General features: G+C 40.8%; 23 protein-coding genes and 1 pseudogene. 18 read left to right on the forward strand and 6 right to left on the reverse strand.

Annotated elements, in window-relative coordinates:
- On the reverse strand, nt 1-537 hold the full coding sequence (gene msrA, locus ACFOWS_RS09400) for a peptide-methionine (S)-S-oxide reductase MsrA (RefSeq protein ID WP_379763843.1): 537 nt from the start codon (nt 535-537) through the stop codon (nt 1-3).
- 179 nt (nt 538-716) lie between these two features.
- Between msrA and ACFOWS_RS09405 the strand changes: the two genes are divergently transcribed.
- The 7 genes and pseudogenes from ACFOWS_RS09405 to ACFOWS_RS09435 all read left to right on the forward strand — a co-directional run bounded on the left by ACFOWS_RS09405 (nt 717) and on the right by ACFOWS_RS09435 (nt 6003).
- Nucleotides 717-1379, forward strand: a complete 663-nt coding sequence (locus ACFOWS_RS09405; protein WP_379763845.1) for an ABC transporter ATP-binding protein — start codon at nt 717-719, stop codon at nt 1377-1379.
- Nucleotides 1380-1384: 5 nt separating this feature from the next.
- A pseudogene (locus ACFOWS_RS09410) lies at nt 1385-1507 on the forward strand (TIGR02757 family protein); the annotation flags it as partial.
- A 1-nt stretch (nt 1508) separates the two neighbouring features.
- Complete coding sequence (locus tag ACFOWS_RS09415; RefSeq protein WP_379763847.1) at nt 1509-2513, forward strand: hypothetical protein; 1005 nt, start codon at nt 1509-1511, stop codon at nt 2511-2513.
- Nucleotides 2510-3280, forward strand: coding sequence for a TIGR02757 family protein (locus ACFOWS_RS09420; RefSeq protein WP_379763849.1), 771 nt, complete (start codon nt 2510-2512; stop codon nt 3278-3280). Before ACFOWS_RS09415 ends, ACFOWS_RS09420 begins: the two co-directional genes overlap by 4 nt.
- Nucleotides 3281-3341: 61 nt before the next feature.
- The gene (locus tag ACFOWS_RS09425) at nt 3342-4151 is read left to right on the forward strand and encodes a LytR/AlgR family response regulator transcription factor (RefSeq protein WP_379763852.1); all 810 of its coding nucleotides are present in this window, start codon (nt 3342-3344) and stop codon (nt 4149-4151) included.
- 108 nt (nt 4152-4259) lie between these two features.
- Nucleotides 4260-4850, forward strand: coding sequence for a hypothetical protein (locus ACFOWS_RS09430; protein WP_379763854.1), 591 nt, complete (start codon nt 4260-4262; stop codon nt 4848-4850).
- Nucleotides 4851-4869: 19 nt separating this feature from the next.
- Nucleotides 4870-6003 (forward strand): serine hydrolase domain-containing protein, encoded by a 1134-nt coding sequence (locus ACFOWS_RS09435; protein ID WP_379763856.1) that lies wholly within the window; start codon nt 4870-4872, stop codon nt 6001-6003.
- Nucleotides 6004-6065: 62 nt separating this feature from the next.
- Here ACFOWS_RS09435 and ACFOWS_RS09440 read toward each other — a convergent pair whose 3' ends face one another.
- From ACFOWS_RS09440 to ACFOWS_RS09455, 4 genes are all read right to left on the reverse strand, one after another.
- Nucleotides 6066-6881, reverse strand: a complete 816-nt coding sequence (locus ACFOWS_RS09440) for a hypothetical protein (RefSeq protein ID WP_379763858.1) — start codon at nt 6879-6881, stop codon at nt 6066-6068.
- 120 nt (nt 6882-7001) lie between these two features.
- Nucleotides 7002-8153, reverse strand: a complete 1152-nt coding sequence (locus ACFOWS_RS09445; RefSeq protein ID WP_379763860.1) for a Gfo/Idh/MocA family protein — start codon at nt 8151-8153, stop codon at nt 7002-7004.
- A 125-nt stretch (nt 8154-8278) separates the two neighbouring features.
- On the reverse strand, nt 8279-10006 hold the full coding sequence (locus ACFOWS_RS09450; protein WP_379763862.1) for a cytochrome-c peroxidase: 1728 nt from the start codon (nt 10004-10006) through the stop codon (nt 8279-8281).
- Nucleotides 10007-10194: 188 nt separating this feature from the next.
- Complete coding sequence (locus tag ACFOWS_RS09455; RefSeq protein WP_379763864.1) at nt 10195-11814, reverse strand: phosphatase; 1620 nt, start codon at nt 11812-11814, stop codon at nt 10195-10197.
- Between the two features lie 240 nt (nt 11815-12054).
- On the opposite strand from ACFOWS_RS09455, the gene ACFOWS_RS09460 reads away from it, so the two are divergent.
- The 11 genes from ACFOWS_RS09460 (at nt 12055) to ACFOWS_RS09510 (ending at nt 23859) form a co-directional block, all read left to right on the forward strand.
- Nucleotides 12055-13542, forward strand: coding sequence for a S10 family peptidase (locus ACFOWS_RS09460; RefSeq protein ID WP_379763866.1), 1488 nt, complete (start codon nt 12055-12057; stop codon nt 13540-13542).
- A 113-nt stretch (nt 13543-13655) separates the two neighbouring features.
- On the forward strand, nt 13656-14327 hold the full coding sequence (locus tag ACFOWS_RS09465; protein WP_379763868.1) for an SGNH/GDSL hydrolase family protein: 672 nt from the start codon (nt 13656-13658) through the stop codon (nt 14325-14327).
- Nucleotides 14317-15255 carry a hypothetical protein gene (locus tag ACFOWS_RS09470; RefSeq protein ID WP_379763870.1) on the forward strand — a complete coding sequence of 313 codons (939 nt, stop codon included), beginning with the start codon at nt 14317-14319 and terminating at the stop codon, nt 15253-15255. Before ACFOWS_RS09465 ends, ACFOWS_RS09470 begins: the two co-directional genes overlap by 11 nt.
- 125 nt (nt 15256-15380) lie before the next feature.
- Entirely contained in the window at nt 15381-17162 is a 1782-nt protein-coding gene (locus ACFOWS_RS09475; protein WP_379763872.1) for a tetratricopeptide repeat protein, read from the forward strand.
- A 78-nt stretch (nt 17163-17240) separates the two neighbouring features.
- On the forward strand, nt 17241-18017 hold the full coding sequence (locus ACFOWS_RS09480; RefSeq protein WP_379763874.1) for a sterol desaturase family protein: 777 nt from the start codon (nt 17241-17243) through the stop codon (nt 18015-18017).
- 12 nt (nt 18018-18029) lie between these two features.
- Nucleotides 18030-18482 (forward strand): hypothetical protein, encoded by a 453-nt coding sequence (locus ACFOWS_RS09485; protein WP_379763876.1) that lies wholly within the window; start codon nt 18030-18032, stop codon nt 18480-18482.
- A 38-nt stretch (nt 18483-18520) separates the two neighbouring features.
- Nucleotides 18521-19528 (forward strand): glycosyltransferase family 2 protein, encoded by a 1008-nt coding sequence (locus ACFOWS_RS09490; RefSeq protein WP_379763878.1) that lies wholly within the window; start codon nt 18521-18523, stop codon nt 19526-19528.
- Between the two features lie 161 nt (nt 19529-19689).
- Nucleotides 19690-21612, forward strand: coding sequence for a BatA domain-containing protein (locus ACFOWS_RS09495; protein WP_379763880.1), 1923 nt, complete (start codon nt 19690-19692; stop codon nt 21610-21612).
- Entirely contained in the window at nt 21609-22862 is a 1254-nt protein-coding gene (locus ACFOWS_RS09500; RefSeq protein ID WP_379763882.1) for a dihydroorotase, read from the forward strand. Before ACFOWS_RS09495 ends, ACFOWS_RS09500 begins: the two co-directional genes overlap by 4 nt.
- Nucleotides 22863-22866: 4 nt before the next feature.
- The gene (locus tag ACFOWS_RS09505; RefSeq protein WP_366588902.1) at nt 22867-23190 is read left to right on the forward strand and encodes a hypothetical protein; all 324 of its coding nucleotides are present in this window, start codon (nt 22867-22869) and stop codon (nt 23188-23190) included.
- Nucleotides 23191-23199: 9 nt separating this feature from the next.
- Complete coding sequence (locus tag ACFOWS_RS09510; protein ID WP_379763884.1) at nt 23200-23859, forward strand: alpha/beta hydrolase; 660 nt, start codon at nt 23200-23202, stop codon at nt 23857-23859.
- Between the two features lie 162 nt (nt 23860-24021).
- On the opposite strand, the gene ACFOWS_RS09515 is transcribed toward ACFOWS_RS09510, so the two are convergent.
- Nucleotides 24022-24768: a DUF6882 domain-containing protein gene (locus tag ACFOWS_RS09515; RefSeq protein WP_379763887.1), complete on the reverse strand. Its 747-nt coding sequence runs from the start codon at nt 24766-24768 to the stop codon at nt 24022-24024.
- Nucleotides 24769-24967 lie beyond the last annotated feature (199 nt).

The following is a 24967-nucleotide window of genomic DNA, read 5'->3' on the forward strand; positions in this document are numbered from 1 at the left end:
TTAATTTGTGGTATTTAACTTCTTTGAAAAATAAGTGTTCAGTTTCTTGATTTTTGGGTCGATAATGAATTGACAATACGGTTGTTGCCGATGATCATTGTAATAATTCTGATGTTCCTCTTCGGCCACATAGAAGGGCTTTTCTTCTGAAATGGCCGTTACAATAGGCGCCCCAAAGATGCCTTCTTTTTCCAAAAGGGCAATATATTCCTCCGCTTGTTCTTTCTGCTGAGCGGATGTATAAAAAATTTCGCTTCGGTATTGGGTGCCCACATCATTGCCTTGTCGGTTCAATGTGGTGGGGTCATGTGTGGTAAAAAACACTTCCAACAACTCAACATACGACACCTTTAGAGGGTCAAATGTAATTTTAATCGCTTCAGCATGTCCTGTCCTGCCTGTACAGATTTCCCGGTATGCCGGGTTCTTAATGCTGCCTCCCGTGTAGCCAGAAAGTACTTCCATTACCCCATTGAGCCGCTGAAAAACAGCTTCGGTACACCAAAAACAACCGCCAGCAAATAGGGCGGTTTCCATGTGTAATTTATTTTGTTCATTCATTATGCATCAAAGTTAAACAAAGTATTTGATTCTACCATTTAATTCGAATACTAATTCGTTGGCAAATAGTCGTAACACCATTGGAAAACTTATTTGAAAGACCCATCTTTGCTCACTGAGCAGTAATCCGTATTTTCACCACGAGAAGCATTTTCATGATAAAGGCAACGAATATTCAAAAAAACTACGGAGACCTTAAGGTCTTAAAAGGGGTCGACCTGGAGATTCAAAAGGGTGAAGTAGTTTCCATTGTTGGGGCATCTGGAGCAGGTAAAACCACCTTGCTACAAATTTTGGGTACGTTGGATTCGCCCACAAACCTTAGTGAAAGTAGTTTGTTCATCAATGATACCAATGTTACTGCATTGAATGATACGAATCTGGCCAGATTTCGAAACGAGCATATTGGTTTTATTTTTCAATTTCATCAATTATTGCCAGAGTTTACGGCCTTGGAAAATGTCTGCATCCCTGCTTTCATTAAAAAAACACCTAAGGATGAAGCTGAAAAACGTGCCAAGGAACTCTTGGATTTCTTGGGGCTTCAAGACCGCTATCACCATAAACCCAATGCTTTGTCCGGCGGAGAACAGCAGCGTGTGGCCGTGGCCCGTTCGCTTATGAACAGTCCATCCATAGTTTTGGCCGATGAACCCAGTGGAAACCTTGATTCAGAAAGCGCGGACAATTTGCACCAACTATTTTTTAAACTTCGTGATGAATTTGGGCAAACCTTTGTGTTGGTGACCCACAATTTAGAATTGGCTGATATGGCCGACCGAAAATTGACCATGGTTGATGGCCTTATCGTTTCCTAAAGCGTATGACCCAATCGGAATTAAAGGATTTTTTGGATGAAAAAGTGGAGCAGTACAACCATCCACGCTTTTTGGAGGATGATCCGCTTCAGGTTCCGCACCTGTTTTCCAAAAAGGAAGATATAGAAAATGAGAAAGATTGATTTTAATGAGTACAAGAAAGAATTATTAGAAGCTGGTATCCCGGAAAGTGAAATTTATGATTTTCAGGATAATCCTGTCTCCTCTTTTTATCAAAGATATTTTGATTGGTGTGTAGACAACATAAATGAATATAGTCAAATATTTGAAGTTAAGCCTTCATATTTTTACTTCTGGGATAGTCACATTATAAATGCTAGAGCAGGAAAAGGCAGAAACGTATACAGAATTAAATTCTCAAAATCCTATTTGGAAGCCTTGTATAAAAAATTAGGAAGAAAAGGACAATTTTTTGATAAAACAGATTGGGTAGCATTTCATAATTTACAGAAAATAACACCAGATAGCCTCGAATTTTTAATGTTTCAGGCTTCAACGATTTTTACATTTTACCACGAATTTGCTCATATCGTCCAGTATAAAGATAAAGACTTTACAATGAGTGAACATCCATCTAATGACAAATTTTCTTTTGAGAAACATATTTTTGAATATGATGCCGACCTAAATGGAAGTCAATTTGTAAGTGTATATTTTCAACAGTTTTTTCAAGAACAAATACCGAGGAAAGACCAGACACCAAATAACTACAAGAGATTAATGTATCTGGGGATTTCAAGCATAGTAATTACCCAACTATTATTTTTGTATGGAGGAATTTATCCTTTCCAACCTGATAAGGTTAACACAGATTTCTACACAAAGCGGCATTCTCACCCGCATACTTATGTAAGAGCAAAATATATTATCGAGCACTATGTAGGAGTTGCTAAAGCCAATGGAGTCCAAATTGATTTTGGTGACACAACACGCAATGTAACAGTAATCTGTAATGAGTTTTTTAAGGATTCCGGAATTTTCAGAGATTTCATAAAAGGTTTTCAAGATAATTTTGATGAAATAAATAGATACAGCTTAGAACTATACCTAGGTCAGAAACAAAATCATTCCTGCATAAAACATAAAATAGGTCTATTTGGGTTTAAATCATGAAATTAAGAGACTCAGAACTCAAGGATTTTTTGGATGAAAAAGTGGAGCAGTACAACCATCCCCGCTTTTTGGAGAATGATCCGCTTCAGGTTCCGCACCTGTTTTCCAAAAAGGAAGATATAGAAATCAGTGGATTTTTAACGGCGACCATTGCTTGGGGCAACCGGAAGAGCATTATCAACAATGCTAGAAAATTGTTGGGACTTTTAGATCATGCTCCTTATGACTTTGTACTGAACCACACGCCAGATGATCTGGAAAAGTTGGCTCCGTTTGTCCATCGTACGTTCAATGGATTGGATTTGCAGTATTTTTTGGTCAGTTTAAAAAACATTTATGAAAACCATGGCGGACTGGAGGCGGTTTTCAGTAAAAATCAGGAAAGCGACTCCTTGCAGCCTGCCATTTCCAAGTTCAAGGAAGTATTTTTTGAGCTTCCCCATTTGCCCAGGACCACAAAGCATATTTCGGACCCCAACAAAGGTTCTGCGGCCAAGCGCATCAATATGTTTTTGCGATGGATGGTTCGGGACAACAATACGGGGGTGGACTTTGGTATTTGGAAAAGCCTGAATCCCGCCCAGCTCTCCTGCCCTTTGGATGTGCATTCGGGCAATGTAGCCCGGAAACTAAAATTGCTCAAACGCAAACAGAACGATGCCAAAGCATTGTTGGAATTGGACAAAAAATTGCGAAAACTGGATTCTACTGACCCGGTGAAATATGATTTTGCCCTCTTTGGTCTTGGGGTGTTTGAAAAATTTTAATTTAGAATCCAGATTTTTCAAAATTCTTGGCTTAAGTGTACTTTTACCAAGGCAATAAATAATGGAATCAACTCGAAAGTCACCATATTACCCTGATATACCGCTTTTTTTGGTGCTCATTCCCTTTATTAGTGCCTTTAATTACTATCTCACCTACACGGATGTAAAATTGAATTGGTGGTTTGTTTTTACCTACACCATAGACACACTCACGGGATATGCCGCATGGCTTGCCGTTAGAAAAATCATTCTCTGGCTCGATAAAAAAATAGCGTATACCCAATTTGCGAAACGTGTCATTGTACAATTTCTACTCACCACTTTCGCTGGTCTTTTCACCATTAGTTTTTTGACGGAGCTCTCAAGCCTTATTGTAAAAGGAAAATGGGCCCATCCCAGTTTTTATGACTATGACCTGTTCATTATTGCCATTTGGTTCTTTTTTATCAATGCCATTTATGTGATGATTCATTATTACCACCAATGGCAAGGTACTGAGCAAAAAGTGTTACAGGAAAAACAAAAGTTGCAAACCGGCTTTTTGGCGAAAGAAGGTAAAAATGAGACACAGGTGCCTTTTGAAAACATTTTGGGGTTTTCCGTGGAAAGTGAATATGTGGTTTTGTATACTTCGGATGGAAAGCAATACTTTTTGGACACCCCTCTTGAAAAAATTGCTGATGAACTCCCATCCAGTTTGTTTTTTAGGCTCAATCGGCAGTTTATTATCCACCGAAACCAAGTTAACGGGTTTACCAAACTTGAAAATGGCAAAATCAGTGTTTCGCTTTTAGAAAATGACATGCTCCCATCAGAAATCCCGGTAAGCCGCACCAAAGCTCCTACATTTAAACGTTGGTTTCGGACATAGGGCTGACATTTCAACCTAAATTTTACTACATTTTAGGGATAAAGCCTTCTTTTTGCTTGAATCTAGATGTACTTCGCTCCTACTTTTGGGTCAACAAATCAATCAAAAATGAGAACAACAATTATAGCTCTTTTTTTGTGCGCGATAGTGATTCAATCTTCATGGTCACAGGCTAATGATGGGAACCATAGAAACTTTCCATTGATCATCAGTATTGAATTTCATTCCCTGTCGCTTCCCTTTAAAAACAAAAAAAACCTTTTCAAGAACATCGGGATTGGGTTGGGAACCGAGGTCAGCCACAACGGTAATCGAAATTGGGTACAGCAATTCAAAATGACCTGGTATGGCAACAAGTCTGTTGGCGGCGGACTATTGTTGCATACCCAAGCCGTGTGGCGGCCCGATGTGGTCAACGATGCGTTTTCCGAAATTAAACTCGGAGTAGGCTATCTCTACGCCAAACGCCCCAAGGAAGGCTACAGGCCCACAAAAAGTGGCTGGAAGAGCGCAGGAAAAAAAGGAAAGGGAATGTTGGTGATACCCGTTGGAATAGGACTGGGATACGATACCTATGATGCGGGCACCTATGTTTCTCCTTTCGCCAATTATCAGTTTTTATTGGCCACCAATTATAATGAGAGTATGCCAGTGGTTCCATTTACTTTGTTGGAATTTGGAAGCCGCATACATTTTTAATCCTTCAAAACCGAACAGCATGAAACAGATAATCATACTTGCTTTCTTATCATTTGGATGTTCCTTCGGGTGGTCCCAGATTGACTCGAATCCAAATCATCCCAAAGGCCAAGAAGTTTCCCCTATTTTAAAATCCTTAGCAGAAAATGGATGTCCCGGAGTCAGTTTGGCCCTATTGGACAGCGATGGATGGTGGTTGCAAAGTGAGGGGTTTTCCAACATAGAGGCACAACAAAAAATGGAAAATACCTTTTTACATTATTTGCAAAGTGTGTCCAAAACCTATATGGCCGTCGCCACACTACAGCTTTTTGAAGAAGGGAAATTACAACTGGACGATCCCATTGACCAATATTTGGCCCCAGAAGTATCAGAAATGATTGACAGGGCAAATGAAATTACCATTAAAATGTTGTTGAACCACACTTCGGGAATTCCAGAATACAACTTTCATCCAGCATATGCGAGCACTTTGCTACAACATCCTGAAACTGCTTTTACAGCGAAGGACTATATCAAGTTTATCGATGGAAAAAAACTGACCTTCGAGCCAGGGAGCCAATATTCATACAGAAATACAAATTATGTTTTGCTTGCATTGATAGCTGATTCAATTACAGGGGACCATGGTGTGTATATTAAAGAAAATATATTTAAACCTTTAGGTTTACAGCATACCTATTACCGTATTTCAGATGAAAAATTAAACGGTGAAACACTCTCAAGTAGCTACTGGGACCGTTACAGTGATGGGATTTTGGAAAACATATCCCATATCCAGAAACAAAATGTGACCTATATGGTGGGTGATGATGGCATAGTCACCACCCCCAAAGAAGCCATTCTATTCTTAAAAGGATTGTTGGAAGGCAAATTACTCAAGGAATCCACCCTAAAATTGATGATGACTTGGGTGAACAATTGGGAAGACAGACCTGTCTACGGACTTGGATTGGGCCACGGCAATATTCTTGGACATCCTTTTTATGGCCACTCCGGAGGTGGAATTGGCGCAGGTTGTGAGCTGCGCTATTCTCCAGAAACCAATCGCTATATGTTCATTGCCATTAATATTGGAACGGTTACCTATAGCCCTTTGCATATTCCACTGGAAGAACTGCGAAACCAACTTTTTTTGGCCATGGTTGAATAAAAACTTTCAAAAAAAGAAAAAGCTTGCCAGTTAAAACCAGCAAGCTTTTCCTGTTTTGTTCGTTATTTTACAAATGGATAGGTCTGCCCTAAAATAGTAATGGTAGAATTGGCATAGTTTATTTTGATGTCCTTAAAATCAGCAATATCAACATCTAAAATTCCTGATTCAATATTTCGGGGAAGCAGCACAAAATGTAAGGATTCTTCAACGGTCAGCGCATAATCGAGGCCTGTGGAACTGATTCCGTTTTGCGAACCATCCAACAGATATTCATCGTCCCAAATATTTAAGGGTGTATCTTTTCCTTCTATCCATGTTCTGGTGGAATTTTCTTGGTATTCAATCACAGAACCATCTTGCTTTGTGATTTTTCCATCGGCAATGGCAACACTATACTCCAAAAATCCATCTTCGTTTTCACCCAAATTCGTTACAAGGTGTGTTCCCTCAACTTTGTAATCGTTGTGGTAATAGTCGGTAAAAGTCGCTGTGTGAATACTGCCAGATTCTCTATACCAATTGGTGGAAACAATGGTGATTTTTCCTTTTCGAGTTACACCATCCACTCCTAAAACCCCTGTTTTAAAATCAACGGTTATGGTTTTGGGAAAGGTTGAAAAATCTGCTGGTGCTATTGTTATTTCGGTATCCATGGCCAAGGTTTCCCCCATTTTAGCTTGTGGAGTGGAAGCAGAATTTTCTGCTGATAGCACAGCATCGCCATTGGTGTTTCCAATATCTTGAAATACCTTATTTACAATGACATATTCAGATAAAGCATTCAGGGCATCTTCTGAAGAAGTCCCAGGTTTTGGGTCATCTTTGTCGCAACTACAGAACAGCACGACCAATGTAGGAATTAGTAGTTTTTTCATAATAGATAAGATTTGTTACTACAAAAAAACTCAATTTTCCTGGAATTTACGTGCTCAGAAGCATCTTTTTTTAACGGTACACTTTGGTTTATAGAACTTTAGCAAATGTGTATCAAATTTTCAAGGTGTTGGCAACCCTCCAAATCCGTAATCGGGTTCTAAGTCAAGCGTAACTTTTTGCCCACCTTTCGCTATGGATTCATAAATGGCTTCACAGATGATCATATCCCGTTTACCCATTTCACCTGGGGCAACATTCGGAGCATCAAAAAGTATGTGTTTCGCAAAATCATCCATTTGTAATTTTTGCTGACTTTCATGAGGGAACTCAATCACATCACCTGTGGAGGTTCTTCCGCTCAATGGGCCATAACTGTTCGCCGGTTGCAATTGAAACCATCCTCTTTCTGCGGATACATACATGCTATTGGCATTGATATTGTGCGAAGTCATGATATTTCCAACCGCGCCGTTAGGAAATGTAAACTGTGCCGTAATGGTCTCGTCGGTATCCTTAAAATATTCTGGACGGGTGCTATATTCTTGTGCGGTAACAGAAACAGGGTTCTGTCCTGAGCCATAAATGGCACTTTGAATGGCATAAACGCCCATGTTTAGCAAAGCTCCACCACCCGATAGCTCTTTGTTCAAGCGCCATTGGTCTGGATTACTGCCTGAGTAATACCCTGCATCAGCTGAAACATATCGGACATCCCCAAAGGTTTTTTCCCGAACAAAACGCTTCACTTCATTGGTATACGGCTCTGATTGCAACCGATACCCTATTCCCAGCTCTACACCAGCATTTTTACAGGCTTCTATAATGGCATCACATTCTTCAACACTGACCGCCATAGGTTTTTCACAGATGACATGCTTGCCAGCTTTGGCAGCTCTGATACAAAATTCGGCATGCATGCTATTCGGGAGGACCACGTAAACTACATCAATGTCATCGTTCTTGGCTATATCGTCAAAGTTCTGGTAGTTATAGATATTCTTTTTGGGGATGTTGTATTTATCCGCCCATATTTGTTCTTTTTCCGGTGTTCCTGTTACAACGCCAGATAGATAACAGTGCTGTGTATCTTGCAAGGCTGGTGCCAATTGATAGGTACTATAGCTCCCCAGTCCCACCAAGGCAACGCCTAATTTCTTTTTGTCCTGTCCGCTCCCCATGGCACAGGCCAACGGGGTTGCAGCCATGATTGCGGCTGTTCCCATGCCTTTGGCCATTAAGGTGTTGAAATTTCTTCTGGATAAATTTTTCATGGATAACATGTTTAGTCAGTGTGTCTTAAAGTTAACAATAAAGCAATAACATGCATACCCTACCATTCTTTTTAACAAAGTATGGGATAGTCATGCCATATCCAACAGAAAATCGATACAGTTGATTATTTTAAATCAGCATCGGTTAGGGATTTCATGAAGGCTATCAATGCTTTCTGTTCTTGCACTTCCAAGTTCAATGAATCTGGAGGTAAGGTTTGATAAGGCACATCCAGGCCCATACCTTGTCCGCCGCCAACATTATAGAAGGTGACCACTTCATCCAAGGTTTCATAAACCCCATTGTGCATGTAAGGTGCCGTCAATTCAACATTGCGGACCGTTGCCGTTTTGAAAAAGTTTCGTTTTTCTTCCACTCTATACGGATAATATTGACCTGGGTCATCATCTAGAATAGGATGCTCAAAACTAGCATTTTTAGGAACTCCAAGATTCTCGAACTCGGTTTCTTCATATTTTGGAGGGACCGTACCATTAAATGCGGGTGGAAAATGGCAGGTGGCACAAGCTGCTTTTCCCATGAAAAGATTGAATCCCAATTTTTCCTCATCGGTCAATGAGTTTTCCAATCCTTGCATATTCCTGTCAAACTTTGAATTGAACGGGGCCAAGCTTCGAATGTAGGTAGCAATGGCATGACGCACATTCAAATTGTTTACTTTACCGGCATAAAGACTATCAAATGATGATTTGTATTCCATATTTTCCATCACTCTTTTTTCCATGGTGTTTAAATCCATATGAAATTCATTTTCATCATTTACAACGTTTACAATTTGATCTTCCAGGCCGGTAGCCCTTCCATCATAGAATAAGGTGGTTTGATACACCGCATAGGATAAGGTGGGTGTATTTCGTTGTAATTCCACCCCGTTTATGCCCAATGCCTTTGGCTGCCCATCGGTAAATGCTTTTTCCTTGACATGGCATGTAGCACAGCTAATGTTGCCCGTGCTGGATAGGGACTCATCGTTAAAAAGCTTTCTGCCGAGCTCAATTCGCTCCTCATTGATGGCAGGTGAGCCTTGCAATGAGAAATTTTTAATGTTGAAGAAATCCTTTGAAAAAATATTCGTGGCCGTAGGATTTAAGGGTCTTGAGGTATTGAGTTGGATTCCCCAATCCTTTGCGGTACGATTTACAAGCTCCAATTGTTTGTTGGTATGATTTTTTATAAAACCGTAGCGGTCAAAACTATCAAAATCCGCAGATTGAAGAACCTGAATGGTCTTCGTAATTTCTTCGGACCATTTGTTGTAGAGGGTTTTGTCCTTAAAGGCTTCCTCATAAATATTCAATACCGTGGCCAGACTTTCATAGTTGTATATGGCTTCATTCAAGGAATTGGACAACATTGGTGAATCAAATCCGGTAATTCCCTTTGTGGCAATGTTGACGATGGCGTCCCTAATCATTTTTAAATGATGCCTATCTCTTTGCGTATAGAGAATATGATTCTTTCTGATAAAAGGTATACGAACCTTTAAGTACGTCAAGACAACATTCAAATCCTTGTTGGAGATGGAATCTTCGGCATATAAAAGTTCCTCCAATACTTGATAGCTTTTTGGCTTCAACCGTTTAATATCAGTGTAGTCATCTATCTCTACTTTAAGAAGATTTGGCGCATTCATGGACAAATAATTCTGATTGTCATAGGCAATCAGCATGGGCTCGGCCCTTTTGTACCACTCCCTACTCTTTAAAAAGTTGACCCTGTTCTCCTCTACTGTCTTGGAAGTGTCCAATTTTTGGATGTAAAAGGAAGCACTGTCCAACGTTTGAAAGTAATGGTTTCTGATGTCCTCATTAAATAGAGACTCCTTATCCATTGACGTCTCCCTTTTGATTTTCTCCTCTTTTTTGCAGGAAAAAAATAGGATTGATATAAGAAGTAAACAATATATGCTTTTGGGTTGGTGCCTCATTTGTGTGGATTTTTTAAGGAACAAAAAGGTTCCCTTGAATAGAGAACCTTATTGTTATCACGTAGTAGATTATTATAATAGTTAAGCTGGGCCTATCTTGGTAAACCGGTAATTTTGAAAATGACCGACCCTTCCAAGGTGGCAGCAGCTTCATCAATTGCTGTTGGATCTACAAACTTTGCGCCATCTGCTCTGTAGGTTGCAGGGTTGCCACTGTCAAATGACCATCCGTGTACTTGAGCACCACATATAAACACAGGCTCAGCTGAACCAAGAACATCAGTGACATCAATCATACCCGTAATTTCCCAGTAAGAGTCGGTATCTCCGATTCCAAGGGCAGCGGCGGCTACCTGATTACACTCCATAACCTCTATAAAGTCCCCGGTCATGATGTTATATTGCCATAGTTTGGCATATCCCTGAATATCAGCATTTAAATCAGCATATCCGTTGGGATCCTCTTGAATGTAGGCATAGTTTTCGGTTACAACAATGTTGTCGGGAGAATGCATTCCATCTCCTTTTCCACCTTCTAGATCGCCATCTATGATCACAGTAAGTTTGGCATCGCCTGTTGGGTCGTCTGGATTGAGCTCCAACTTGTACACTCTACCAAATGAAGTTCCTCTATTGGCCAAATCTGGATTGTCACCGCGTATTCTTCCGGTTGCGTTAAAGAATACATTTCTATTGTTCGCAGCAGAACCTCTTTGCCAATCGATGTCTTCAATTCTTTGGAATCCTATGGCAACTGAATCAATAGCTTCCTGGTTCAATTCTTCAAGGGTTCTTTCGGTCATTTCTACCCATTCCACATCATATTCGATGTCCTCGGCCATGCCCATTTCAAATTTAAGGCCACCTCCGCCAATAGCGGTTTCAGTGGTGTCCTTCCCACGCAGAACGTACAATTTGCCTCCATAAAGGTCACCCCTTGAAGCTACGTACATGCCAAAGTGGGCAGATGGATAAACATTTTGGCTGTCATCGTCACCCATAAAAACTACAGTTTGAGTGGGGTAAGCATCTTTTCCGATAACAACGGCATTCTCGGTGGACCACTCACCCAAAGCTGGCAATCTTTCGGCCTCTACCCGGTCATTTGTAGAACGGAACGGATTGATTTTGTATACTCCTTTTGCGTTTCCGCCCCATTCACCGCCGGAAAGATAAAGTGGGCCAAAACCATGCTCCTCAACCGTAATGGAAGAACCGGAGCATTGTGCAGTAAAGGCCGTGGCGGTAGAATTTACAATATAATCACCTTCTAAAGGACGTAAGTCTGAATCTACTCTAATTCTAGCAATGGAATAGTCTGCCTCCAAGTTGTTGATCAAGGCAAAAGTTCCATCTTCTGCTGGATAAAGCGCTGCTCCATCAGTGTACGACCCAAACACAAAAGAAGGGTCTGAAGGAAGAATATCTGCAGAGGACATAATCATCTCTAACTGAGCCGTACCAGCGTACGGACCTTTAAATTCAAACATAGAGTTTGGGGTTACGGAACTCATAAGTGGTTCAAGTTCGGCAATGGTAAGGTCTTCACCATCCTCTCCATCTTCACCGTCCTGACCATCAACTCCATCGGTGCCGTCCACGCCATCAACACCATCTATTCCATCGCGTCCGTCTTCTCCGTCACAACTAGTTAATCCAAAGCTGACCATGGAAACCAGTGCCACCCCAAGTAGTAATCTTTTCAAATTCATAATTGTATAGTTTTAGGTTTTCGTTTGATTCCAAAACTATTTAGGGCACTTTAGAGTTTGGTTATCTCAATATATTCATTGGATTAACGCTTTTTTAAGAAAAGGTTACAATGTAAAGTTTTGATGATGCTAATGTTCCTTAAATATCTATTAATTGTTAAGGTCGCATTCCGTCAGAGTTAAGAGGGAGTTTCAATCAAAATACTTACTTTTAGCGTTAGACTAATTCAACTTTATACAATGAGAAAAACTTATCTTGCTCTAAGCATAGCTTTATGCACAACCATTGCCATTGCCCAAAACAGAAAACTTCCCATTGATACCACGATTACCACCCAACATTCAGTTACCATAAAAGGTGTCAATATTAATTATACGGCCACAACTGGCACGCAACCGGTATGGGACGAAATGGGTGAACCTATTGCATCGCTTCATTATACCTATTATACAAGGGACAACGTAAAAAATAGAGCCGAGCGTCCCTTACTGATTTCCTTTAACGGAGGTCCAGGCTCAGGTTCGGTATGGATGCACTTGGCGTACACCGGACCTAGGGTTCTTAAAATTGATGATGAGGGATACCCCGTTCAACCCTATGGCGTGGCCCAAAACCCCTATTCTGTGTTGGATGTGACCGACATTGTTTACGTAAACCCAGCAAACACAGGATATTCCAGAACCATTCCGGAAACTGGTGAAAAGGTACAGCGTGATAAATTCTTTGGAATCAATGCGGATACGGAGTATTTGGCAGAATGGCTCAATACCTTTGTGACACGAAACAACCGTTGGAGATCTCCAAAATACATCGTCGGTGAAAGCTATGGAGGAACCCGGGTGATGGGACTTTCTTTGGCGCTTCAAAACCAACAATGGATGTACTTGAACGGTGTTATTATGGTCTCTCCTGCAGATTATAAGGTTTTCCGTGACAACGACCCGGTATCAAGCGCATTGAACCTCCCCTATTTTGCTGCTGCTGCTTGGCATCATAAAGCCTTGCCGGCCGCATTGCAAAGCAAGGATTTGTTGGAGGTATTGCCCGAAGTGGAAGATTACACCATTAATACGTTGTTGCCTGCCATTGCCAAAGGTGGGTTTATTCCAGATGCGGAACGAAACGAGGTGGCCAAGCAAATGGCCTACTATACCGGATTGAAGGAAAAGGACATTTTAGACCACAATTTAGATGTCCCCACTGATTTTTTCTGGAAGGCGCTATTAAAGGACAAAGGCGGGTATACCGTAGGAAGATTGGATAGTAGATATCTGGGGATAGACAGACAGCTTTTTGGCGACAGTCCAGATTATTCTCCTGAATTGACCTCGTGGTTGCACAGCTTTACCCCTGCCATTAATTATTACCTACAAGAAGAGCTTGGGTTTAAGACGGACATCAAATACAATATGTTCGGTCCAGTACACCCGTGGAACAATGACGACGATAATGTTCGGGAAGACCTTCGCCAGGCCATGGCACAAAACCCTTATTTGAATGTTTTGGTACAATCGGGTTACTATGATGGTGCCTGCACCTATTTCGCAGCAAAATATACTATGTCGCAGGTAGACCCCAGTGGCCGCATGAAAGACCGATTCGATTTTAAAGGCTACCGTTCTGGACACATGATGTATTTGAGGAGGGAAGACCTTCAAAAAGCCAATGACGATATTAGGGACTTTATCATACGAACCCAGGCTAATGGGAAGAGTGCCAAATATTAATTGATTGATTAAAAAATAAAAAGGCAGGTTTAAAACCTGCCTTTTTTGACATGATATTTTCCTATTTTTAACAAAAACAGCACATGTTAAAAAAACAAACAATACTTTGGCTTATGTTATCTTTTCTTGGACTTTCAGGCTCATCGGAGATTATGGCCCAAGACTGGCCCAACTTGGAAAAATATAAACAGGCAAATGCTGAATTGTCCGCTCCCGAAGAAGATGAAAACCGAGTGGTTTTCATGGGCAACTCAATAACCGAGGGTTGGTCCAATGCCAACCCAGATTTCTTTGCAAACAATCCCTATATCAATCGGGGTATTAGTGGGCAGACCACACCGCAGATGTTGCTTCGGTTTCGACAAGACGTCATTGAATTGGAGCCTAAAATTGTTGTGATTTTGGCAGGCACCAATGATATTGCCGGCAACACCGGTCCCATGACCTTGGAACAAATACGCGACAACATCCTCTCCATGGTAGAACTGGCGAAGGCCAATAACATCTCCCCTATTGTTTGCTCTGTACTTCCAGCTTACGATTATCCCTGGCGACCAGGATTGGAACCCAACATAAAAATTCCAAAGTTGAACCTTTTGTTGAAGGAAATGACGGATGAACAGAGCGTAATGTACCTCGATTATTTTTGGGCTATGGCTGATGAACGTAGTGGTCTTCCCAAGGAATTGACTACGGATGAGGTCCATTTGACCAAACAAGGCTATGCCGTAATGGAAAAATTAATTCAAGAAGCTATTGCAAAGGTCACCAGAAATGAAAACTAGTTTCTTTTTTGTCTTTTCACTTTGCACCCTATTTGGTTTTGGTCAAAATGAAATAGTGGTGAGCCCTGCCCTTGACGTGTTGAGGGAGTTTGACAAAGTCAGGGATTTTACCATGGATGCTTCCGGTTCCGAATCCTATTTTACCATTCAGTCCCAAACCGAGGATGTTTCGGTGATTTCCACTTCGTCAAAAACGGGAGATGCGTGGGGAAATCCCATGATTGCCTCTTTTTCAGGAACCTATAAGGACATGGAACCGTTTTTTGCCCCAGATGGGCTGCGTCTTTATTTTGTGTCGAACCGACCGCTGCATGATTCCATCAATACACCCAAAGACTTTGATATTTGGTATGTGGAACGCCTTTCCACCACTGCGGCATGGTCCCAACCCATCAATATGGGAACCCCAATTAATACAGAACATAATGAATTCTATCCGGCGGTAGCTGAAAATGGCAATTTGTATTACACCGGAGACCGTCCAGACTCCAAGGGAGAGGATGATATTTTCTTCAGTGAATTTAAAAATGGAACCTACTCGGAGCCCATTTCTTTGGGAGAAAGCATAAATACTGAAGGGTACGAATACAACGCTTACATTTCCAAAAACGACTCGTATTTGATTTTTGGCGGCTATAACCGGGCAGATGGACAAGGAAGCGGTGACCTTTATATTAGTTTCAAAAATACATCGGGCGAATGGTCAAAAGCCCAACCCCTTCCCCAACCCGTCAACTCAAAACAAATGGATTATTGCCCTTTTGTGGATGAAGCAACGAATACGCTGTATTTTACCAGCCGAAGAACTTCAAACCCAGATGGACCTATGCACAATATGCAATCCTTGGTTCAATTTCTTAATTCCTATGAGAATGGAAACAGTAGATTGTACAAAGCCAATATGGATGTTACCAAGCTTAGACCATAATTACAGGATTTTGGGCCATTTACAGGACCAGCGGGTCATAGTGTACAAAAAACTGAACATCCAGAAGCAAGTACCTGTTCACCAAAGATGATCTTTTGTATATTTGGCTTTCAATTGTATTTTAGGTGGAACTGGTTGGTAATAAGGAGACTACAATTGCTGTACTGCCCTTTCAGGTTATTGGGGCAGAAAGTTCTATGAGCCCTGTAATGAAAGGGCTAGCAGAGGATTTAATCATTAATTTTTCCAAATTTAACGGCTTATCGGTCATTTCGCAATATTCCACATTGGGTATTTCCGATATTTCTGATACAGAATCCATATCAAAATTAGGAGCCGATTACCTTATCACAGGAAGTTTTAGGCCCATTGAAAAAGGCTATAGAATCGGGGTTCAACTCATAAGGACCAAAGATAACAGAGTGGTTTTTGCAGGAAACCATGATGAAGCTTCAGAAACGGTCCTAAATGCGCAGGATACCATTACCCAACAAATGGTGAGCGTTTTACAGCAACAAATAGAACATGACCTTCTCTCCTATTCCTATAAAAAAGAATCAGTTGAGCTTGCCGCCTATGAAAATTGGTTGTTGGGCCTTAAAGAATTGAAAAAAGGTACGGTGGAGAGTGATTTGGTTGCGCGGAACTATTTTGAGACTGCCTTAAAAATAGACCCACAGTTCGCAAGGGCCTACACGGGGATATCCCTTTCCTATTTCAATGAGTGGAGTTGCCAATTGTGGGACCGATGGGAAGTCAGCCAAAAAGGAGCGCACGATTATGCACTTAAGGCCATTGATTTAGATGAGAATGATTATATCTCTCTCGCTGTACTTGGGCGAACCTTTCTATATCTGGGAGACTATGAAAAGTCTGAGCACCTTTTAAGAAAGTCACTCAGGATGAATCCCAATGATGCGGATAATCTCATTTTAATATCCAACTGTTTCGTCTGGCTTGGACATTTACAAGAAGCCGAAGAATTATACAACAAGGCACGTAACCTCAATCCGTTGCATCCTGAAGCCTATTTGCCCATTGGCATGTTGGTGTATTTTGAAAAAGGGGATTACAAAAAGGCCATTGCGTTGGGCGAAAAAGTTGCCCATATAGCCATTTGGACAGATTTCACTTCATTTTTGGCCGCGGCGTACTATCACCTTTCGGATTACGATAAAATGAATGTGTACTGGAAAAAATATCTGGAACTCTTCAAAAGGAACATCAATGAGGGAAAAGAACCTACCAACCAAGAAGCTGTTGATTGGCAAAAAGTGGTGAATCCATATAAGGTGGATAGTAACATCGAACCCTTTTGGAAGTTCATTGTTGGGGATTCTCCCAAAACTATCTCAGAAAAATCTACAAAATCAAAGTCCGTGTCCAATGGTAGCTTTATCAAGAATGGTGAGGTTTGGGAACTCAATTATTTAAATCATTCAGCTACTCTAAAAGATTCCAAAGGACTACAAGATATTGCCAAGTTGCTGGAACAGCCCGAAGAACAATTCCATTGTGCCGTATTAATGGGCGTGGTATTGGAAACCGGTGGAACCTCCATGATTGACGACCAAGCCTTAAAAGAATACAAAAGCAAACTTCGGTCGTTGAAGGTTGATATCTCTGATGCGGAGGAAATGGGACTTTATCAAAAAGCGGATGAGCTTAAAGAAGAATATGAGACCTTGGTGGAACATCTCTCACAAGTAACCGGATTATCCAACAAAATAAGAAAAACGGGGTCCTCAGTTGAAAAGGCACGTGCTGCGGTAACTTGGCGTATTCGAAGTTCCATCAAAAAAATTGAAAAAGTACATCCCCAACTGGCCAAGCATTTGACCAATTCAATCAAAACGGGAACCTGCTGCAGCTACGAGCCAGAGACCCCCCATGACTGGACTTTATAATCCGTAAAGCACTTTCCTTACAATGTAAGGCTAAAACTTTTGCCTTTAGGGGGAACAAACAATATAAAAATTATACAAATGCTTGAGATTATTAAAAGTTTGCCGAATCCATGGGAGGTACTCATAGACCCTATCTCCTTGATTGTATTGGGCATGTACGGTGTATTGATGCTCTGGGAGGCCCTTTTTCCTGCTCGAGAATTGCCAAAAGTAAAGAACTGGAAACTGAGAGGGATGGCCTCCTTTGCGGTGTTTTTTTATCTGTCCACTTATTTCCCTTTAATATGGGATACGTATTTGGTGGATTATCAAATTTTTGATTTAACTGCTCTTGGAGCGGGATGGGGCGCCTTTGTGGCCATCATGATTTATGAATTTGGACTGTATGTGTGGCATTATTCCATGCATAAAAGTGATACCCTTTGGAAAATATTCCACCAAATGCACCACAGTGCAGAGCGTATGGACAGTTATGGTGCTTTTTATTTCAGTCCCATGGATATGATTGGATTTACCTTGTTGGGAAGTCTTTGTTTGGTGGTCGTGGCTGGGTTTACACCAGAAGCCGCTACTCTATTTATTCTGATCACGACATTTTTGGCCATCTTTCAGCATGCCAATATAAGCACACCTAGATGGATAGGGTACATTGTTCAGCGACCCGAAGCCCATACCATTCACCATGCAAAAGGAATCCATGCCTATAACTATTCGGATATTTCCCTTTTTGATATCATCTTTGGAACCTTCAATAATCCAAAAGGATACTCGCATGAAACCGGATTTTACAATGGTGCATCAAAACGGGTCTGGGATATGCTGACCTTTAAAGACATCAACAAGGACAAAGCTTAAAATCCCAAAACTATGTCCTGTACCAATCCAAATCTGTGGTACGGTAAAAATCGTACCCATCATTCACAGTTCAGTGATTCAGAATTTGTTGAAGCTTTTGAACGAGGAAGTTTAGAACCTAAGCTTTTCAATCATGAAGCGCATCTAAGATTGGCATGGATATACATCCAAAACCATGGGGAGCAAATAGCCATTGAAAAATCATGCTCCAGCATCAAGCATTTTGATGCAATCCATGGTAAAGGGGATAAATTCCATACCACAATAACGGTTGCGGCTGTAAAGGTGGTCCACCATTTTATCAAGAAATCAAAATCAAACACCTTTGCTGATTTTATTGAGGAGTTTCCCAACTTGAAGACTGCTTTTAAAGAAATATTAAATCAACATTATGAATTGAATATTTTTTCCAGTGATGGAGCTAGGTCAGCATATATAGCACCCGATAAACTGCCTTTTAATTAGAATCAGGTATTTGCCTTGGGATTTAGTTTCTTTGCAGTATGCAAAATCCCAAGGTAAGTATTTGTATTCCCTTTAAGAATACCGCACATTTTCTTCCCGAATGTTTGGATTCCATCCTGAATCAAACCTACCAAAATTGGGAAATTCTTGCCATAAATGACCATTCCAACGATGCCAGTTTTGAGGTTTTGCGCACCTATGCGGACAAGGATGAGCGCATACAAGTCTTCAACAATAAAGGTCAAGGAATCATTCCCGCGTTACGAACAGCTTACGGGCAAAGCAGCGGAGAATTTGTCACCCGAATGGACTCTGATGACATCATGAAACCAAATCGACTGGAGTTCATGGTGAACTGTCTATTGAAATCCGGAACAGGCCATGTGGTTGTGGGGCAAGTCAAATATTTCTCTGACCGTGGTATCAGTAATGGATACGAACGCTATGAAACTTGGTTAAACCAATTGACTGCCAAGGGTGAAAACTATAATGAAATTTACAAGGAATGTGTCATCCCTTCCCCTTGTTGGATGGCGTATCGCAAAGATTTTGAAGCTTGCGGAGGGTTTACTCCTGACAGATATCCGGAGGATTATGACCTTACTTTCCGGTTTTATGAAAACGGATTAAAAATCATTCCCTGTGATGAAGTTCTGCACCTTTGGCGCGATTATGATACTAGAACCTCCCGCACCCATGAACACTACGCCCAGAATTATTTTTTAGACATCAAGCTCCATTATTTTCTGAAGTTGGATTACGATAAAAGTCGCCCTTTGGTCGTTTGGGGCGCAGGTTTCAAGGGAAAAACCATTGCTAAAAATCTCAAAAAACAGGAAATTAATTTTACGTGGCTGTGCGACAACCCCAATAAAATTGGAAAGAAAATTTATGGCAAGTCACTCGTTCATTTTAAAGCATTGGATAATTTAGACAATCCGCAAAGCATTGTAACCGTAGCCAATGAAGATGCCCAAAAAGAAATCAGGGCCTATTTTGATCAATTAAGCCAGCAACCCATGCACGATTATTTCTTTTTTTGCTGAGCGCCCTTTACCCATCATAATTCATCCATCACCTTTCACCATTAACCATTAACCATTAACCATTAACCATTAACCATTAACCAAATTTACGACTCCCTTAACAGCGAAAATTATCAGCCTGCACTATTTTAATCCCTATATTTGTTCAATCAAAGTTGGGAATGCAGTTTAAACATCCGGAAATTCTTTGGGCCCTCGCACTACTTGTCATTCCTATCCTCATTCATCTTTTTCAATTACGGCGATATAAAAAGACACCCTTTACCAATGTGGCCATGCTACAAAAAGTGGTCTCTGAATCCCGAAAAAGCAACAATTTAAAAAAGTGGTTGCTGCTATTGACACGATTGCTACTATTGGCTGCCATCATCATTGCATTCGCCCAACCGTTTTCATCCACCGAGACAGCGCTAAAAGAGAAAGAAGCTGTCGTGTACCTGGACGATTCATTCAGTATGCAGGCCAAAACCAATGGATTGTCATTGCTGGAAAAGGCCGTGCAGGAACTTATAAGGAATATTGATGGAGAAACCGTGTTTAGCCTGTTCACCAATGAAAGCACCTATACCAATGTTACTATAAAGGATATCCAAAATATACTGCTGTCATTGCCCTATTCCCATAAACAGTTGAATCTTGAAGAAATTAGATTGAAGGCGGCAACCTTATTCTCAAAATCGAATAGCAGTGTCAAGAATTTGATTCTCATTTCAGATTTCCAGCAGCGCATTGCCACGAACAATTCCCCCACAGATTCATTACTGAACACTTTTCTGGTTCCTGTTCAACCTAGAGAAGCCCAAAATGTGGCCATTGATTCCATTTATCTTGAAGATGAAGTATCGGAACAACCCAGACTGACTGTTTTACTTTCGGGGGGTTCTGAGGAGCAGAATCTGCCCATTTCGTTGTTCAACACGGATACGCTCATTGCAAAATCCGCAGCTAAATTCAATTCTAATGGTATTGCTGAAGTGGTCTTTTCCATTCCGGGAAACCAAAAAATCAATGGAAGATTGAGCATTACCGAAAACGGTTTGAGCTATGATAATCGGTTCTATTTCAACATCAATGAACGTGAAAAAATAAAGGTGCTGGCCATCAGTGCTTCAGAAAATGATTATTTGGAACGATTGTATCCCGACACCGAATTTGAATTCCAGAAGTTTCCTTTGAATCAGTTAGATTATAGTGCTTTGGATGAACAAAATGTGGTGGTTCTGGACCATCTTCCATCCATTCCCAATAGTTTGCAAAACGTACTCAGAACCTTCATGGATAATGGCGGCACTTTGATTGTGGTTCCTTCAAATGAAAGCGATATTACTTCGTACAATTCATTTTTGTCCGCTTTTTCACCCATTCAATTCACTGAAAAGGTGGCCAATAACACCAAAGTTACCTCCATTTCCTTCAACCACCCCCTCTATCAGAATGTATTTGAAAAGGAAGTGACCAATTTTCAATACCCAACGGTAAAGGAATATTTTAAGGTACAATCGCGAATGCCCAAAATCTTGGCTCTGGAGGGCAATGATGCCTTTTTAGTAGGAAATGATGGGTTCTATGTGTTTGCCGCCTCGCTGGAAACCGGTAATTCCAACTTTAAAAACTCACCTTTAATTGTGCCCACATTTTATAATATGGCTACTTTCAGTCTTCAGATTTCGGATATTTACCACACGTTAGGGGAAATCAGCACGGTAGATATTTCAACAAATCTGGGCAGTGATGAAATTTTAAATGTATCCAAATCGGATTACGATTTTATTCCGTTGCAACAGACCTACCCCAACAGGGTGCGATTGACCTTTGATGAGGACCCAACCTCAGATGGTATTTATACCATCAACCAAGAGGGACAGGCATTGCAAAATATAAGTTTTAATTACCCCAGAGCCGAGAGCAAGCTCAACTATTTGGATGTTGAAAGTATACCAAACTCCAGTACGCAAGATTCCATTGCCTCACTTTTTGAATACTTGGAGACGGAAAGCAATATTACCGCTTATTGGAAATGGTTTGTTATTTTAGCGTTGCTTTTGGCGTTGACCGAGGTAATCATCCAAAAATTCATTACATGAACATTCTGCTGAAGTCTGCAAAAATTGTGTGCCCAGACAACAAGGAGCTGCACTTGAAAAAGCGGGACATCCTTATTAAAAAGGGGATTATTGAAAAGATTGCCACTTCCATTGATACACCTCCAAATACGAAAGAAGTCTCCCTTAAAAACCTTCATGTTTCACTCGGTTGGTTTGATAGTGGTGTGAGTTTTGGTGAACCCGGCCATGAAGAACGGGAAACTATTGCCAACGGACTTCACGTGGCCAGTAAAAGCGGATTTACGGATATTGTCCTCTACCCCAACACCTATCCCGTGCCCGATACCAGCTCTGATGTGGTGTTTTTGAAAGAACGCAGTCTTGGTAAGCCCACCAATCTATATCCTCTGGGAACACTGACCAAAAATGCGGAAGGTGTTGATTTAGCCGAGTTGTTCGATATGAAAAACGCCGGTGCCGTGGGCTATTATGATTTTAAACAACAGATTACAAATCCCAATCTTTTAAAAATAGCTCTGCTCTACGCCCAAAATTTTGAAGGATTGGTGTTCTCTCATCCACAAGACAGCCAAATTAAGGGTAAGGGCATTGTGCATGAAGGCGAGGTGTCAACCCGATTGGGACTCAAGGGAATCCCTGCGTTGGCGGAAGAGCTTCAAATTGCTCGCGATTTATTTATTCTTGAATACACCGGCGGAAAATTGCACATCCCCACCATATCAACGGCGGAATCCGTAAAACTCATCGCCAATGCCAAGAAAAAGGGATTGGATGTGAGCTGCAGTGTTGCCGTCCACAACTTGGTCTTTACCGATGCATCGTTGGAGGATTTTGACACCAATTTCAAGGTTTCTCCTCCCCTGCGAACCAAACCCGATGTAAAAGCATTGATCAAAGGGGTAAAAGACGGCACAATCGATTTTGTCACCAGTGACCACATTCCTATTGATGTGGAAGGAAAACGGGTGGAGTTTGACAATGCCATCGATGGCTCCCTTGGTCTGGAATCAGCCTTTGGAAGTCTCAACAGCATTTTTGGTATAGAAGAAACAGTATCGCTGTTGACCAAAGGCCGTAATCGATTTGGGCTGGAAACCCCTATCCTGAAAGAGGGCGAAAAAGCCTGTTTAACCCTGTTCAACCCAGATGGAGAAAGCACCTTTGGTGTGGAAGATATTCTGTCCACCTCAAAAAACAGCATGTTTTTGGGAACGCAACTTAAAGGCAAGGTGTACGGAGTAATCAATAACGACAAAACATCAATTTAATATTTTGAGCAAGCCCAATCCCGGAAAAACCACAGCCATAGTAGCCTACATCACCATAGTGGGCTGTTTGATTGCCATTACCATGAACTTGGAACCCAAAAATGCCTTTGCACGGTTTCACATACGTCAGGCCTTTGGCATCCATTTGGTGTTTCATGTCTTGGCGATTGCATTGACCTTTATGGGCATTGTTTATCTGTCCATCCCCTTGTATCTTTTCTATTTGGTGCTTTGGGGTTATGGTTTTTTACAGGCGTTGAATGAAAAGACCCAACCCTTGCCCGTGCTAGGGTCTTATTTTCAAAAATGGTTTACCTTTATTTCCTAAAATTTTAAAATGTCCCCAACCCCACTCTCCTTGGAATACCTACTGCGTCCATCCACGCTTACATCAGGAAAAAAACCTGCCCTTTTTATGTTTCATGGGTATGGCAGTAACGAAGAAGATCTTTTTTCCTTTGCTTCTGAACTTCCAGAGGAATTGGAGGTGATTTCCGTTCGAGCGCCGTATGATTTAGACCCTTTTGGGCATGCCTGGTATGCCATAAATTTTGATGCGGAGTATGGCAAATGGAGCGATGACGAACAGGCCAAGGAATCCCGAGACAAAATTGTGACTTTTATGGATGAGGCTATTTCAGCTTTTGATTTGGATGAAGAAAACATTACACTACTAGGATTCAGTCAGGGCACCATTTTGAGTTACGCGGTTGCCCTCTCTTTTCCTGAAAAAGTGAAGAATGTGGTAGCGTTGAGCGGGTACATCAACGAACGGATTTTACGGGAAGATTATTCCAAAAAAGACCATACTAAACTCCATATCTACGCCTCACACGGGCAGGTAGACCAAGTGATTCCTTTGGAATGGGCCCAAAAAATACCTGATTTTCTACAAAAATTGAAGATTGACTTTACCTATGAGGAATTTCCCATTGGGCATGGTGTCTCCCAGCAAAATTTCTATTCGTTTCGGAAATGGTTGGTGGAAAGGGTTTAAAACGCTTTTTTTGTTGAGTCACTTATCGGTCTCGTATAACCCTCAGTTACGAGTTAAAATACGCGAACTTTTCGGTTTAGCAGAGACCTTAAATGTACGAAAAAGCCATTGACGAAGCACTTACTCCGTTATGGCTTATAATACATTGTTAGCAAACGTTTTTTATATTTTTCCATTTAAGGATTTTAATCTGTTCAACTCATCAAATTCCGCTACCACAATTTTATTATTTTTTAATCCTTCAATTTTGTTCTTGGAAATACATAATTCAAAATCACGGTCGATTAAATAGTTTTGGAATGCGTTTTTATGGTTCAAATCTATTCCGCAAATTAATTGAGGAAAATTTGTCATTACTTTTTCAAGTCTATTTTTGTCAATTTCTGGTATGTTATTGTCGTCAATAGTCACAACAAGTGTTCCTTGCCCATAATTTGCGCAATAGTAACTTTTGGCTTTAAACAACCCGCAAGCCAACATTCCAATTTTATGTTCAAAGCCTTCTTCAACATTATAGTGCCCGTCAACTAATTCTTGAATATTCTTATTTTCGCCAATTTGCTTTAATTGGTTGGATTGTTTAAGTAAATTTTCGGGTATTCCACTTTGAGTATTAGCCCATCCCCACATCCAAGAATTGTTGTCAAAAGCAAGTGAACCAATTATTTGTATTGGAAATTCTAGGTTTCCAAAAGAAATATTTCCTTTTCCCATATCCAATTTCCAAGCACTTGAACCAATAACATCACCAAAAATCATTTGCTTTTCAAATGAAAGTCCAGCATTTTGCTCTACCAAATCCTGAAAATTGTCAAAATCGGATTTTTCTACTTTAATGAATTTTAAATAGTCGATTTGAGGTTCATCTTTTAATTCTTCATCTCCAAATAGTTTTTTAAATATGCTCATCGTTTGTTTTAAATGTTTGCTAACGTTCTAGATATGATTCGTTTTTAAATGAATTATATCGACCGATACTGAAACGAGTTCAGCACAGGTCCCTGCCTGTAGGCAGAAAGGAGTGAAGTTCGGATTTTTTAAGGCTAAAATCCAGATACAATTGATGGATGCGGGATTTCAATTGATGAAGACTTTTATTGTTTCAATA

The organism is Flagellimonas marina (genome assembly GCF_042651185.1).
Classification (GTDB): Bacteria; Bacteroidota; Bacteroidia; order Flavobacteriales; family Flavobacteriaceae; genus Flagellimonas; species Flagellimonas marina.

Excerpts from the sequence above, each read along its gene's own strand:
- ACFOWS_RS09485 (WP_379763876.1), top strand. The coding sequence starts at position 18,030 with ATGTCCTGTACCAATCCAAATCTGTGGTACGGTAAAAATCGTACCCAT.
- ACFOWS_RS09430 (WP_379763854.1), top strand. The coding sequence starts at position 4,260 with ATGAGAACAACAATTATAGCTCTTTTTTTGTGCGCGATAGTGATTCAA.
- ACFOWS_RS09415 (WP_379763847.1), top strand. The coding sequence starts at position 1,509 with ATGAGAAAGATTGATTTTAATGAGTACAAGAAAGAATTATTAGAAGCT.
- ACFOWS_RS09420 (WP_379763849.1), top strand. The coding sequence starts at position 2,510 with ATGAAATTAAGAGACTCAGAACTCAAGGATTTTTTGGATGAAAAAGTG.
- ACFOWS_RS09445 (WP_379763860.1), bottom strand. The coding sequence starts at position 8,153 with ATGAAAAATTTATCCAGAAGAAATTTCAACACCTTAATGGCCAAAGGC.
- msrA (WP_379763843.1), bottom strand. The coding sequence starts at position 537 with ATGGAAACCGCCCTATTTGCTGGCGGTTGTTTTTGGTGTACCGAAGCT.
- ACFOWS_RS09470 (WP_379763870.1), top strand. The coding sequence starts at position 14,317 with ATGAAAACTAGTTTCTTTTTTGTCTTTTCACTTTGCACCCTATTTGGT.
- ACFOWS_RS09500 (WP_379763882.1), top strand. The coding sequence starts at position 21,609 with ATGAACATTCTGCTGAAGTCTGCAAAAATTGTGTGCCCAGACAACAAG.
- ACFOWS_RS09425 (WP_379763852.1), top strand. The coding sequence starts at position 3,342 with ATGGAATCAACTCGAAAGTCACCATATTACCCTGATATACCGCTTTTT.
- ACFOWS_RS09465 (WP_379763868.1), top strand. The coding sequence starts at position 13,656 with ATGTTATCTTTTCTTGGACTTTCAGGCTCATCGGAGATTATGGCCCAA.
- ACFOWS_RS09495 (WP_379763880.1), top strand. The coding sequence starts at position 19,690 with ATGCAGTTTAAACATCCGGAAATTCTTTGGGCCCTCGCACTACTTGTC.
- ACFOWS_RS09480 (WP_379763874.1), top strand. The coding sequence starts at position 17,241 with ATGCTTGAGATTATTAAAAGTTTGCCGAATCCATGGGAGGTACTCATA.
- ACFOWS_RS09405 (WP_379763845.1), top strand. The coding sequence starts at position 717 with ATGATAAAGGCAACGAATATTCAAAAAAACTACGGAGACCTTAAGGTC.
- ACFOWS_RS09455 (WP_379763864.1), bottom strand. The coding sequence starts at position 11,814 with ATGAATTTGAAAAGATTACTACTTGGGGTGGCACTGGTTTCCATGGTC.
- ACFOWS_RS09510 (WP_379763884.1), top strand. The coding sequence starts at position 23,200 with ATGTCCCCAACCCCACTCTCCTTGGAATACCTACTGCGTCCATCCACG.
- ACFOWS_RS09435 (WP_379763856.1), top strand. The coding sequence starts at position 4,870 with ATGAAACAGATAATCATACTTGCTTTCTTATCATTTGGATGTTCCTTC.
- ACFOWS_RS09440 (WP_379763858.1), bottom strand. The coding sequence starts at position 6,881 with ATGAAAAAACTACTAATTCCTACATTGGTCGTGCTGTTCTGTAGTTGC.
- ACFOWS_RS09460 (WP_379763866.1), top strand. The coding sequence starts at position 12,055 with ATGAGAAAAACTTATCTTGCTCTAAGCATAGCTTTATGCACAACCATT.
- ACFOWS_RS09490 (WP_379763878.1), top strand. The coding sequence starts at position 18,521 with ATGCAAAATCCCAAGGTAAGTATTTGTATTCCCTTTAAGAATACCGCA.
- ACFOWS_RS09515 (WP_379763887.1), bottom strand. The coding sequence starts at position 24,768 with ATGAGCATATTTAAAAAACTATTTGGAGATGAAGAATTAAAAGATGAA.
- ACFOWS_RS09450 (WP_379763862.1), bottom strand. The coding sequence starts at position 10,006 with ATGGATAAGGAGTCTCTATTTAATGAGGACATCAGAAACCATTACTTT.